At 60.0% G+C, this 12,132-nt stretch carries 14 protein-coding genes; 7 read left to right on the forward strand and 7 right to left on the reverse strand.

Translation table 11 applies throughout. The annotated features are described in order from the left end of the window. Position 1: 1 nt before the first annotated feature. The 5 genes from pstB to CSC76_RS07315 all read right to left on the reverse strand — a co-directional run bounded on the left by pstB (position 2) and on the right by CSC76_RS07315 (position 4,391). The gene (gene pstB, locus CSC76_RS07295; RefSeq protein ID WP_162109368.1) at positions 2–829 is read right to left on the reverse strand and encodes a phosphate ABC transporter ATP-binding protein PstB; all 828 of its coding nucleotides are present in this window, start codon (positions 827–829) and stop codon (positions 2–4) included. 20 nt (positions 830–849) lie between these two features. Further along, positions 850–1,791, reverse strand: coding sequence for a phosphate ABC transporter permease PstA (gene pstA, locus CSC76_RS07300; protein WP_162109369.1), 942 nt, complete (start codon positions 1,789–1,791; stop codon positions 850–852). Beyond that, positions 1,791–2,741, reverse strand: coding sequence for a phosphate ABC transporter permease subunit PstC (gene pstC, locus CSC76_RS07305; RefSeq protein ID WP_238394899.1), 951 nt, complete (start codon positions 2,739–2,741; stop codon positions 1,791–1,793). The genes pstA and pstC overlap by 1 nt, the downstream gene beginning before the upstream one ends. Before the next feature lie 52 nt (positions 2,742–2,793). After that, on the reverse strand, positions 2,794–3,858 hold the full coding sequence (locus tag CSC76_RS07310; RefSeq protein ID WP_162109370.1) for a PstS family phosphate ABC transporter substrate-binding protein: 1,065 nt from the start codon (positions 3,856–3,858) through the stop codon (positions 2,794–2,796). Positions 3,859–3,938: 80 nt separating this feature from the next. Then, entirely contained in the window at positions 3,939–4,391 is a 453-nt protein-coding gene (locus CSC76_RS07315; protein ID WP_238394900.1) for an ArsR/SmtB family transcription factor, read from the reverse strand. Between the two features lie 215 nt (positions 4,392–4,606). On the opposite strand from CSC76_RS07315, the gene CSC76_RS07320 reads away from it, so the two are divergent. From CSC76_RS07320 to CSC76_RS07335, 4 genes are all read left to right on the forward strand, one after another. Further along, on the forward strand, positions 4,607–5,143 hold the full coding sequence (locus CSC76_RS07320; protein ID WP_162109371.1) for a MarR family winged helix-turn-helix transcriptional regulator: 537 nt from the start codon (positions 4,607–4,609) through the stop codon (positions 5,141–5,143). Positions 5,144–5,185: 42 nt separating this feature from the next. After that, positions 5,186–6,076, forward strand: a complete 891-nt coding sequence (locus CSC76_RS07325; RefSeq protein ID WP_162109372.1) for a sterol desaturase family protein — start codon at positions 5,186–5,188, stop codon at positions 6,074–6,076. Positions 6,077–6,150: 74 nt separating this feature from the next. Further along, entirely contained in the window at positions 6,151–7,605 is a 1,455-nt protein-coding gene (locus CSC76_RS07330; protein ID WP_162109373.1) for an NAD(P)-binding domain-containing protein, read from the forward strand. A 1-nt stretch (position 7,606) separates the two neighbouring features. Beyond that, positions 7,607–8,773, forward strand: a complete 1,167-nt coding sequence (locus CSC76_RS07335; protein ID WP_162109374.1) for an MFS transporter — start codon at positions 7,607–7,609, stop codon at positions 8,771–8,773. 28 nt (positions 8,774–8,801) lie between these two features. Here the strand turns inward: CSC76_RS07335 and arsC are convergent, their stop codons facing one another. Both arsC and arsH read right to left on the reverse strand, forming a co-directional pair. Then, positions 8,802–9,221, reverse strand: a complete 420-nt coding sequence (gene arsC / locus CSC76_RS07340; RefSeq protein WP_162109375.1) for an arsenate reductase (glutaredoxin) — start codon at positions 9,219–9,221, stop codon at positions 8,802–8,804. Positions 9,222–9,287: 66 nt separating this feature from the next. Further along, positions 9,288–10,004, reverse strand: coding sequence for an arsenical resistance protein ArsH (arsH, locus tag CSC76_RS07345; protein WP_162109376.1), 717 nt, complete (start codon positions 10,002–10,004; stop codon positions 9,288–9,290). Between the two features lie 41 nt (positions 10,005–10,045). On the opposite strand from arsH, the gene CSC76_RS07350 reads away from it, so the two are divergent. The 3 genes from CSC76_RS07350 to CSC76_RS07360 are packed head-to-tail and all read left to right on the forward strand — an operon-like array spanning position 10,046 to position 11,986. Further along, a complete protein-coding gene (locus CSC76_RS07350) occupies positions 10,046–10,399 on the forward strand; it encodes an ArsR/SmtB family transcription factor (RefSeq protein WP_162109377.1) in 354 nt (117 codons plus the stop codon). A 44-nt stretch (positions 10,400–10,443) separates the two neighbouring features. Then, complete coding sequence (gene arsB, locus CSC76_RS07355) at positions 10,444–11,469, forward strand: ACR3 family arsenite efflux transporter (protein ID WP_202923501.1); 1,026 nt, start codon at positions 10,444–10,446, stop codon at positions 11,467–11,469. A 22-nt stretch (positions 11,470–11,491) separates the two neighbouring features. Continuing rightward, positions 11,492–11,986, forward strand: coding sequence for an arsenate reductase ArsC (locus tag CSC76_RS07360; protein ID WP_162109379.1), 495 nt, complete (start codon positions 11,492–11,494; stop codon positions 11,984–11,986). Positions 11,987–12,132: the final 146 nt, after the last annotated feature.

A 12,132-nucleotide genomic window follows, 5' to 3' on the forward strand; every position in this document is an offset into this window, starting at 1 on the left:
CTCAACCGAAGCGGCCAGTGATGTACTCGTGAGTCTTCTCGTGCTGGGGATTGGTGAAGAACTCCGAGGTCTCCCCGTACTCAATCATGTTCCCCATATGCATGAAAGCCGTGTAGTTGGAGATGCGCGCGGCCTGCTGCATATTGTGGGTAACGATCACGATGGTGTATTCGCTTCGCAACTCATCGATCAGCTCCTCGATGCGCGCGGTCGCAATGGGATCCAGCGCCGAGGTGGGTTCATCGAACAGGATCATCTCTGGATTGGGTGCCAGCGCCCGGGCGATGCACAGCCGTTGCTGCTGCCCCCCCGAAAGGCCGTATGCCGATTGCGCAAGACGGTCCTTAACCTCCTCCCAGAGCGCGGCCTGCCGCAGGGCAAGCTCTACCCGCTCGGCTATGATTCCCCTGTCACGCACACCCCGGATCAGTAGCCCGGAGGCAACGTTGTCAAAGATCGATTTGGGGAACGGATTGGGCTTCTGAAAGACCATGCCGATCCTCAGCCGCACTTGCATCGGATCGACGCTACTGCTGACGATGTTCATGTCTTCCGGGAAGAGCTGGATCTTCCCTTCATAGCGATTGCCGGGATACAGGTCGTGCATGCGGTTAAAGCAACGCAGCAAGGTGCTCTTGCCACAACCTGAGGGGCCGATCAGCGCTGTCACTTGGCGGTCGGCAATCGCGAGGTTCACGCTCTTGAGCGCTTGGAATGAGCCGTAGTAGAAGTTCAGATTCTCCACCTGCGCGCGGTAGGCAATCTCGCCAGACGCGATCGCATGGGCGGATGTGACGCTGGGCGGCGGCGGTGCTACGGCGCGATTCATGTGATCTCCAGACATAGGTGTCAACGCAGGTTGCGTCGTAGGCGGTAACGCAGCCAAATGGCGAAACCGTTCATCAGCAGCGTCATCGCCAGCAGGATGAGACCGGTCGCGGCCGCGTTGGTATGAAATCCAGCTTGTGGCCGCGAGACCCAGTTGAACATTTGGATCGGCATCACGGTGAAGGGCGAGTTGAGCCAGTCGAAGTTGACGAACGGAAACGAATCCTGGAGCGGCGATGGCGGCAAGAAGGCGATGAACGTTAGCGCGCCGATTGTGATGATCGGTGCGGTCTCACCGATAGCACGCGACATGCCCACGATGGCTCCCGTCAGAATTCCTGGGCGTGCAGCAGGCAGCAAGTAGCCACTGACTGTCTGCCATTGATCTGCACCCAGGCCGAATGAGGCTTCGCGGATGTCCTGGGGAATCGCACGCAGCGACTCACGGGTAGCGACGATCAAGATAGGAAGGATAAGAAGGGCCAGCGTGATGCCGGCGACCAAGATGGTTTGCCCCATGGCCAAGGTCTGCACGAACAAGCCCAGCGCCAGCAGACCGTAGATGATAGAGGGGACACCCGCCAGGTTGGTGACGTTGATCTCGATGAAGTCAGTCACCCAGTTCTTTGGGGCGTACTCTTCCAGGTACACACCGGCGGCAACGCCGAGCGGCACGGCCAGTGCCGCAGTAACGATCATCACCAGAGTCGTGCCAACCCAAGCTGACAAAATGCCGGCACTGCCCGGGCGTCGGGAGGGATAGCTGGTCAGGAAGTCACCATCGATACGGCCTGCGCCATCGGAAATGAAGTCGGCGATCAAGGCTCCCAGGACAACCAGGGTAGCAACCAACACAAGGACGCCCAGCACGGCGAATAGCCCATCGGACCATTTAGCCCGTTTCAGCAAGTGCGCTTCGCTGTATCCATCGAAACGGTTGGACGATAGTCCTGGCTTGTTCATTAGTACGCCTCCCGATAACGACGGCGTAGCCAGAACGCCAGCAAGTTGAAGATAAAGGTCAGCAGGAAAAGGGTCAGGCCGGCCGCGAAGATCGTCAGGTAGGCAATCGAATCATGGGGAAGGTCGCCCATGCTCAGCTGGACGATGTAGGAGGTGATGGTAGCGGCGCCCTCCAGCGGATTGCTTGCAATCTTGGCTTGTTGTCCCGCTGCCACAGCAACCACCATCGTCTCGCCGACCGCACGAGACATGCCAAGCAGGAAGGCCGCGGTAATGCCGGAGAACGCGCCTGGCACCACCACTCTTAGACCCGTCTGCAGGCGGGTAAAGCCCAGTGCAAATGCGCCCTCGCGCAGGCTGTCGGGCACTGCGCGCATGGCGTCTTCACTGACCGACACGATGTACGGCAGGATCATGATGCCAATGACGATGCCGGGCACGAGCAGATTGAACGTAGCCAGGCCGGGAATGATTTGCTGAAAGATTGGGGTCAGAAACAACAGGGCGAAATAGCCAAACGCCACGGTTGGGACGCCCGCGATCAGCTCCAGAAAAGGCTTGATGACCTCGCGAACGCGGGGCCGAGCGAACTCACTGAGATAAACCGCCAGGATCGTACCTGCGGGCGCCGCGATGAGCAGCGCTATCAGCGTGCTCATCAGCGTACCCGAGAGCAGCGTAATGATGCCAAAGTGCTTGTCCTCAAACACCGGCGTCCACTGCGTGTCCGTGAGGAAATCCCAGATCGATACCTGGGCAAAGAACTGGATGCTCTCACTGAGAAGCACATAGATGATGCCAGCCGTTACCAGCACCGACACCGTAGCGGCCAGAAACAGTATCACCCGCATGGAGCGATCCATCGCGCGGCGCCGACGCAGGAATGCGGGTGTCGGCACCAGCCGTTCGATCGTCTTGGTGGGACTCATCAGCGTGGAATCAATGGCCATGGCGAGCTCGGAAGGACACGGCGGCGACAGCGCCGCCACCGCGTCGTGAGGGTCAATAGACCAGTTTCTCTTTCAGCAGATCATCGATCGACACGCCGATCTTGGACCCGGTGAAGCCGGTACCAATCTCGCGCTTGGCAAAGCGCTCCCGGAAGGCAGCCTGCGCGTTGTCAGGCAGCGGCACATAGCCCACTTCTTTCACCAACTCGGTCGCATTCTGCGAGTTGAGATAGAACTCGACGAACTTGGCGACTTCCGGCTTGGTTTCAGCAGCCTTCTTGTTGACATAGATGAAGATCGGACGCGACAGTGGCTGATAAGTGCCTGCACGTGCGTTCTCCACGCTCGGCTCAACGGCCGGCGCATCCGCCGTAGCCTTGATCTTCACCGCCTTCAGCTTGCCGGGGTTTTCTTCGTAGTATGCCAAGCCGAAGAAGCCCAGCGCATTGACATCGCCCGACACGCCCTGCACCAGCACGTTGTCGTCTTCCGAGGCGGTAAAGTCGCCGCGGCTGGAGTGTTCCTTTCCGACGATCGCGGCGGTGAAGTAGTCGTAGGTGCCCGAATCCACACCCGCGCCGTACAGCACCAGCGGCTTGTTCGGGAAGCTACTGCGCACCTGGTTCCAGTTGCTGATCTTGCCTTGGGCTTCCGGCTCCCACATCTTCTTGAGCTCATCCACCGTCAGTTCGGCGGCCCACGTGTTCTGCGGATGGACGACTACGGTCAGGGCATCCAGGGCAACCGGCAGCTCGATGTACTCAACGCCAGCGGCCTTGCAGGCCTCCTTCTCCTCGCCCTTGATCGGACGCGAGGCATTCGAGATGTCGGTCTCGCCGCGGCAGAACTTCTTGACCCCGCCGCCGGTGCCCGACATGCCCACGGTCACCTTGATGCCGGGGTTCGCCTTCTGAAACTCTTCGGCCATGGCCTCGGTAACCGGGAACACGGTGGAGGAGCCATCGGCCGTGACCAGTCCCTGGGCAGCAGGAGCTGCTTCGGATGTCGCTGCCGGCGCTTGGGAGGCGGCGCCATCGGGCGCGGGGGTGGCGTTCTTGTTGCAACCGGTGATGGTCAGGATCGCCACTGCCAACAGGCTGTAGGTTGTCAGTTTCATTGCAGTCTCCGAGAAGGTTGGATGGGGTTATCAGCAGCAACGCTGCCGGACCCGGCGTCCCCAAGCCGAGCCGGCTAAACTCAGTTGGATCGCTTGCGCGGTGAAGCGGGCACCTCGGCGGTGCAGTCACACATCGCTTGGCTGTCCTCAGCCGTCCGGAGTTGGACACACTCTTCCGGGTGGCCTTGGCAGCAATCCTTCAACAAGAATCCGAGCAGGGCCTGCATGCCTTCCAGGCAGGCGCGATAGCGGATGAAGCGTCCCTCTCGCGTGCCGCAAATTAAGCCCGCGCGGCTAAGGACGGTGAGATGGTTGGATAGGGTCGTATGGCGCATGGCCATCTGCTCGCCCAGGTCACCTGCCACCAGACCCGTCGGCTCGTAACGCATCAGAGTGCGAAAGATGCGCAAGCGTGAACCGTTCGCCAGCGCCTGCAGCGCATCAAGCGCCCAATCGGTCGACATCGACGTCTGCAGAGTGCGCTTTTCCAGGTATTCGAAGATTTCTTCAGCGGTCGGGGCGTTGTTGCTCACAGGCGATCTCACTGGGTCAATGGACATGTCGAAATGTCATGACATTTCGACATGTCGGCACTGTGCGCCCGGTCTATGACAGGAAGATGACCAACCATCTGCCCTGGAGCCGGCATCTGGCGTCCGTTCGCCGCCTCGTTTGGTGTATGCCCTCCAAGGCTTGACGGCCCCTCTGGCAAGGCATATGGTTGCATCTACCAACCAATTGACCGCTTATGTCTGTCCAAGCGCCCATTTCAGCCTTTGATGCGCTTTTGCTCAGTGATGCAGAAGCGCTCAACGCGGCTGTTTCGCACTTGGTGCGGATCTACCAATTTCGGGACCGCGATCGCATCTGCTGTTATGACATCTCGGTAACCCAGTGCTATGCACTGGAGGCTTTGGTCGAACGAGGCCCTAGCAGAAGCCAAACCTTGGCCAATGCCCTCATGCTCGACAAGAGCACAACCACACGGGTCGTCGATGCTCTGGTGAAGAAGGGTTATGTGGTTCGCCAAGCAGACGCAGAGGACGCCCGCGCGCTTTCTTTGAGCGTAACTCCAGCAGGACGAGCACTTTATGAGCGGATCAACGAAGAACTTGTTGCACAACAAGCGTCCCTGATCCAGGAACTGGACCCCGCGGTGCGACGCGCCTCGATCGAGGTCATTCGTCGACTCGCGCGCGCAGCCCAGGATCGGTTCGTGTCGGGCGTGAGTGTGGGCGGCTGTGAGCCCTCTTGTGGTGCGCAAGGGACATGGAAGTGCGAGTGAATTTTTGCGCAGATGGTTGTTACTACCAACAGGAGTCCAGAGATGGCGTCTGATGTCACCCGCCGACAGTGGCATATGCCGCACCTAATGCTGCTCGGGCTACTGCCCCTCGCTTGGTATGCCGCTCTGGCCTCGGGATTTGCCGCTGCAGCGGTACTGGGCACGTGGCTAACGCTGAATCTGGCTGTGCTCATGCTGGCCGAGAAGTGGCGCCCCCACCGGCGCGAGTGGAGTTGGGACCGGCACCATCTACAGCGTGATGGCGTGGTGGGTGGGTTCAATGTCGTGGTTGACGCAGCCACAGGCGCCGCGCTTGCCGCGCTAGCGGTGACGTGGATGCCGGGAGGTAATCCGTGGTCACTCGGGACGCAGATCGTGGTGGGTCTGTTGGCGGCAGAACTGGGTAGCTACTGGGTACATCGTTGGAGCCATGCCGAAGGTTGGCTGTGGCGAGTGCACGTGACGCACCACCTGCCTGATCGCCTCACGACTTCAAACGCCTTGATGGCTCATCCGATAAACGCCATGTACGACAAGGCAGCGAAGTTGGGTCCACTCTTGATCCTGGGCTTGTCGCCAGAAGCGGTGCTCGCCGTCGCGCTGTTCGGTATCACCCAAGCGCTGGCTACACACGCCAACGTGGCCGGAACCATGGGCCCACTCAACTGGATAGTCGGTAGTGCGGAGCTGCACCGCCTTCACCACAGCACCGATGAAACCGAAGCGGGCAACTTTGGTACGGCGCTTCCAATCTGGGATCAGGTATTCGGCACGTACCGGCGGGGTGATGCCCCAACACGCGTGGGCGTGTTTGAACCCAAGCGCTACCCATCTGAGTTCGAGATTCAGCGGCTACTGCGCCTTCCATTCAAGCAGGTCGGCCCGCGATTTGCCGAAGTAATCAAACGGTGCTGCCCGATGGGCGCGCGTTGATCATTTTTTACTATCTGGATTGTTGCTGCTAACAACCTCTCTAGCCGCGTGCGGCCTCATCAGAAGGATTCACCATGAGTACTGATCTCCCCGTCGTTGTCATCGGCGCAGGTCCCGTGGGCCTCGCCGCAGCGGCACACCTACTGTCGCGCGAACTACAGCCCCTCGTGCTTGAAGCAGGCCACAGCGTCGGTGCTGGCATGCAGCACTGGGGCCATGTACGCATGTTCTCGCCGTGGGAATTCGCTATTGATCACGCCGCTGGTGAAATCTTGGCGCGGCACGCTTGGTCTGCGCCCAACTTGAAGCAGTTTCCCACCGGCGCAGAAGTCGTAGAGCACTATCTTCGGCCGCTAGCGGCAACGCCAGAAATGGCGCGCATCATCAAAACAGGCGCGCGAGTGACAGCCGTCACTCGACTGCGGAAAGATCGCATGAAGGACGCCCAGCGCGGACAGAGCCCCTTCTTGGTGCGCTACGAGGACGCCGCAGGCGAGCACGAGGTGTTGGCCAAAGCGGTGATCGATGCTTCGGGCACCATGGATACGCCGAACCCCGGCGGCGCCTCGGGTATCCCTGCGCGGGGTGAGATTGCACTGCGGGAACACATCTTCTACGGCATGCCCGATGTACTTGGCCGTGATCGCACGCGATATGAAGGCAAGCGTGTGCTCGTCATAGGCAGCGGGCATTCCGCGTTCAATGTTCTGGCGGATCTGGCCAAGCTGGCCGACCAGATACCTGGCATGCAGATCCATTGGGCACTCCGGCGCTCTAGCGTGGCACGGGTTCTGGGCGGCGGAGAGAATGACCAGCTAAAGGAGCGCGGCAAGCTCGGCTTGACCATCGCAGACTTAGTCAGGCGCGGCATCTTGAGCGTGGCGACCGATTTCCATCTGGACAAGCTGGAGCGCCTGCCGGGAGGCATTGTCGCCTCCAGTGGCGCGACATCGCTCGATGCAGTTGACGAGATCGTGGTCGCCACAGGCTTCCGGCCTGACGCGACGCTGCTTTCGGAACTTCGCATCGCACTGGATCATGGAACTCAGGCGCCTGCCGCGCTGGCGCCGCTGATTGATCCCAACGTGCACAGCTGCGGAAGTGTGAGGCCGCACGGCGCCGAAGAGCTCAAACATCCGGACGCCGATGTATACATCGTTGGCATGAAGAGCTATGGACGAGCCCCCACCTTCCTGCTGTTGACCGGCTACGAGCAGGTACGATCGGTGGCTGCCGCCATTGCGGGGGACTGGGAGGCCGCTCGACGGGTGGAACTGACTCTTCCCGAGACGGGCGTATGCATCACCCAGTTCTCCGACGAGGACGCTGAGCAGTCGACCCCCACCAGCTGCTGTGAATCTGCACCAGCTATCACAACAAGGAGCCCGTCGTGTTGCGGCGGCCCCGCGCCAGCCGGGACCGATGCATGCTGCGTTAAAGACGCCCAGGCCAAGGAAGCGGGTAAGTCCGGCTGTGGATGTAAAGACGCTGCGCCTGCTGTGCCGGCAACTCCAAGCTGCTGTGCCTGAAATGCGCTCAGAACAGGATCGCGCTGTCTGGTTGCTCGGGCTTTGCCAATGCGTCTTGTGGGGCGTGCTTTATTACAGTTTCTCCGTCTTGCTTGTGCCACTGGAGCATGCACTGGCGACGACGCGAACCGTCGTCGCTGGCGCGTTCTCTGTCGGGTTGATCGCCATGGCATCGGTCGCGCCCCAGGTCGGCCGTTGGCTAGATAGTGGGCACGCGGGAACGGTAACGCGCTGGGGCCTTTCACTGGCCATCACAGGGCTGCTGCTCCTGGGGCTGTCGGACGGCGTCGTGACGTTGTACGTGGCTTGGTTGGTCATGGGCATTGCGATGGCACTGCTGCTGTACGAACCGGCTTTCATCTTGGTTATGCGGGCCATTCTTGAGCCAAGGCATCGTCTGCGTGCGCTCGCCGCGGTGACCATCATGGGCGGTCTCGCAAGCACGGTTTTCTTGCCCCTGACGTCCTATGTCATTAGCGCATGGGGCTGGCGCGTGGCCGTGCTATCGGGGGTGGGCGCGCTGTTACTGGTGGCCTGTGTCATGGAGGTTTGGGTCATGCCGGCCTTGCCGGCTACCGAGAACACGCAGGCACCATCTACGTGGAGACATAAAGCGTGGCCGCGCTACATGCCCTCACTGGCGATCATCTTCAGCACAGGCAGTCTTGCCAGTATTACTTTGACGACGCTGCTGATCCCCTTCCTGATGGAACGCGGCACATCGGCAGAGACGGCCGCCATCGTGTTGGCAGCCTTCGGAGCAGCACAGTTGCCAGGCCGGATTTGGCTCTTGCGACAGACGCGAGCCCTGTCCGAGACAACGCTCACCACTGCGCCCATCGTGCTTATGGTGGCGGGTATGTTAGGCGTAACCTTGGCACCAGGTCCTTGGCTCAGCCTGGCAGCCGTGTCGGTGTTTGGTCTGGGCGCGGGCCTACAGACCTTAGCTAAGCCGTGGCTCGTCCAAGCCATCTATGGCAACTCCGCGGCTGGCCAATGGAACGGCGAGATTGCGCGCGCTCAAGGGTTCGCGCGGGCCTTGACGCCCGTAGCAGTCGCGAGCGTGTCTGTATCACTGAGCATCCAGGTCGTACTGGTGGTGATGATCATGCTTCTGGCCGCAACCATCCCGATCGCCCACCGGCTTCGCGCCACCCATGGCAACTAAGCTGGATGATGCAAAGGAACAAGCTTCGTTAGAGCCGCCGGCGTCCGGACTCATCAATGACGACCTCTCCATCTTCCTTCACGAATGGGCGCGTCACCGGAGGGAGAATATCCAGAACGAGCTCAGAGGGGCGGCAGAGACGGACCCCCTTATCAGTCACAACAAACGGTCGGTTGATCAGAATGGGATGGGCCAACATCGCGTCCAGCAATGCATCCTCATCCAGCAGAGGATCCTCCAACCCCAGCTCCAGATAGGGCGTGCCCTTCTGCCGAATGGCATCTCTAGCACTTAGACCCGCGGCTGAGATCAGTTCCCTCAGTCGCGCTCGCGAAGGGGGATCTTGAAGATACTCAATGATCGTCGGCTCAATGCCTGCATGACGTATCAAGGCCAATGTATTGCGTGAAGTTCCACAGGCTGGGTTGTGATAGATCACGGCTTCCATCAATGTCATTCCTCGATTGTCAGATAACGGTGGTACAACGGATCTTCCCGCGAAGGATCGACCGAACTACTGCGCTGCCCCTGAGGAGGCGGCGAGTTCCACAGCAGCCAAGTCGCCCTTGCGTTCGCTGTATCGACTGGTCAGATACTCGCTTCGCCCGCGCACCATGAGAGTGAACTTCACCAGTTCCTCCATGACATCGACGACGCGATCGTAATAGGCGGAGGGTTTCATGCGACCCTGGTCGTCGAACTCCTGCCAAGCCTTCGGCACCGAGGATTGATTCGGAATGGTCACCATCCGCATCCAGCGACCCAGCACGCGCAGCGCGTTGACCACGTTGAAAGATTGGGACCCACCACAGACCTGCATGACCGCCAGAGTGCGCCCTTGAGTGGGACGTACGCCGCCTTCCTCCAGCGGCAGCCAGTCGATCTGATTCTTGAAAACCGCTGTGATGCTGCCGTGGCGCTCTGGGCTGACCCAGACGTGTCCCTCGGACCATTCTGACAGGGCGCGCAACTCCTGCACCTTGGGGTGATCTACGCCTACGCTGTCCAAGAGCGGCAATTCATGTGGATCAAACACGCGCGTCTCAGCGCCGAAGTGCTGCAGCAACCGCTCAGCTTCCAGCGCGAGCTTGCGACTGAAGGACTGCGGACGGAGCGAGCCGTACAGGATGAGGATGCGTGGCGGATGCTTGGGGTCGTCCAGATTCAGTTTGGACGGGTGCGGCACATCGAGTGCGCCCGGGACGAGGTTCGGCAGTCGTACGTCTGTCATGGGGCATTGCTATCCTTCGTATATTCCAATATTCTAGTTTAATGGAAATCAAGAACGCAACCGCGGCATTGGCCGCACTGGGTCAGGCCACTCGCTTGTCCGTGTTTCGTCTGTTGGTTGAGGCAGGGCCAGGGGGTCGAATGGTGGGTGATATCGCTGAGGCGCTTTCCCTGCCTGGCGCCACCCTTTCATTCCATCTCAAGGAGTTGAGCAACGCAGGGCTCATTGAAGGCGAGCAGCGCGGCCGCTACATCTGCTATCGCGCTGATTTTGAGCAAATGAATGAGCTCATCGAGTTTCTGACCAGCAACTGCTGTGGTGGGAACCCCGTGACTTCGTGCATGCCCGCCACCAAGAAGACCAGTGCCAAGCCCACCAAAAAGGTGAGTCGATGAGCGAAGCGTCCGCTGCAACTAAAGCTGCATCCCTGTCCCAGCGGATGGGCGCTTTCGAGCGACATCTGACCCTTTGGGTAGTCCTGTGCATTCTTGCCGGTACCGGCCTTGGCTATCTCTTCGCCGGCGCCTTTGCAACGCTGGGAGGACTGGAGATCGCCAAGGTAAATCTGCCGGTGGCCGTGTTGATCTGGCTGATGATCATCCCGATGCTGCTGAAGATCGATTTCGCTGCCTTGGGCGATGTTACCCAGCACTGGAAGGGAATTGGCGTCACGCTATTCGTGAACTGGGCGATCAAGCCGTTCTCGATGGCCCTATTGGCTTGGATCTTTATCCGCCATGTCTTTGCCGACTACCTGCCCGCGGCACAGATCGACTCTTACGTCGCAGGCCTGATCTTGCTGGCGGCAGCGCCGTGCACGGCAATGGTGTTCGTGTGGAGCCAGCTTTGCGGTGGCGATGCTCGATTCACGTTGAGCCAAGTTGCTTTGAACGACGCCATCATGGTCGTTGCGTTTGCACCGATCGTTGGACTATTGCTGGGGATTTCGTCGATCACCGTCCCATGGTCGACGCTGCTGATCTCCGTGGGCTTGTACATCATCGTGCCTGTGATCATCGCAGTGCTGCTGCGGCGCTGGGTGCTTCGTAGGGGGGGAGAAGCTGCGCTTCAGACGCTTCTCAAGCGGCTTGGCCCTGTCTCGCTTAGTGCACTGCTGGTCATGCTGGTGCTCCTGTTCGGGTTCCAAGGCCGGCAGATCGTTGATCAGCCGCTGATCATTGGCATTCTGGCCGTGCCGATCCTAATCCAGGTGTATCTCAATGCAGGCGTGTCCTACTGGCTTAATCGCAAGCTCGGCGAAGCCCACTGTGTGGCAGGGCCTTCAGCGCTAATCGGCGCCAGCAACTTCTTCGAGCTCGCGGTCGCTACCGCCGTCGGTGTCTTCGGTGTTCATTCCGGTGCCGCATTGGCCACCGTAGTCGGCGTACTGGTGGAAGTGCCTGTCATGTTGTCCGTTGTCCGCATCGTCAACGCTTCCAAGGGTTGGTACGAAACCCGCGCGTGATTTTTCATCCATAGGATTTCTTATGACTCGCAAGTACAACCTACTCTTTCTGTGCACCGGCAACTCTGCCCGTAGCATCCTGGCCGAGGCCTTGGCCAATCAACTAGGCAAAGATCGCTTCAATGCTTACAGCGCGGGCAGTCAACCCCGCGGTCGGGTGCACCCGATGGCGTTGCAGGTGCTGCAGGAGGCCGGCCTGCCTACAGCCACCCTACGCAGCAAGCCATGGGATGAGTTTGCAGAGCCCGGCGCCCCGGAAATGGACTTGGTCATCACGGTCTGCGATCGAGCTGCCGGGGAGGCTTGTCCGGTCTGGCCAGGGCATCCTGTCACCGCGCATTGGGGTATCGAAGATCCCGCCGCCGTTGCCGGCTCCTCCGAACACATCCACAAGGCGTTCAACAATGCGCTCCATCTGCTCCAGCATCGGATCTCCTTGCTGCTGGCCCTGAAAATCGAAGCAATTGACCGACTTGTCCTTGAGACCCAAGTTCGCGCGATCGGCAAGTCATCCTGAGCTCGCAATCCCTTCCTCTTGGACCGGCCAGAGCTCTGTAGACACTCAGTCGCCGCTCTGCGCGTAGCGCCTTTCAAACTCTACCGGTGACAGTCCGCGAGCGGAACCATGCCGGCGGATCGGGTTGTAGAACATCTCGATGTAGT

Origin of the sequence: Pseudoxanthomonas mexicana (assembly GCF_010093385.1) — a bacterium.
GTDB lineage: Bacteria > Pseudomonadota > Gammaproteobacteria > Xanthomonadales > Xanthomonadaceae > Pseudoxanthomonas_A > Pseudoxanthomonas_A mexicana.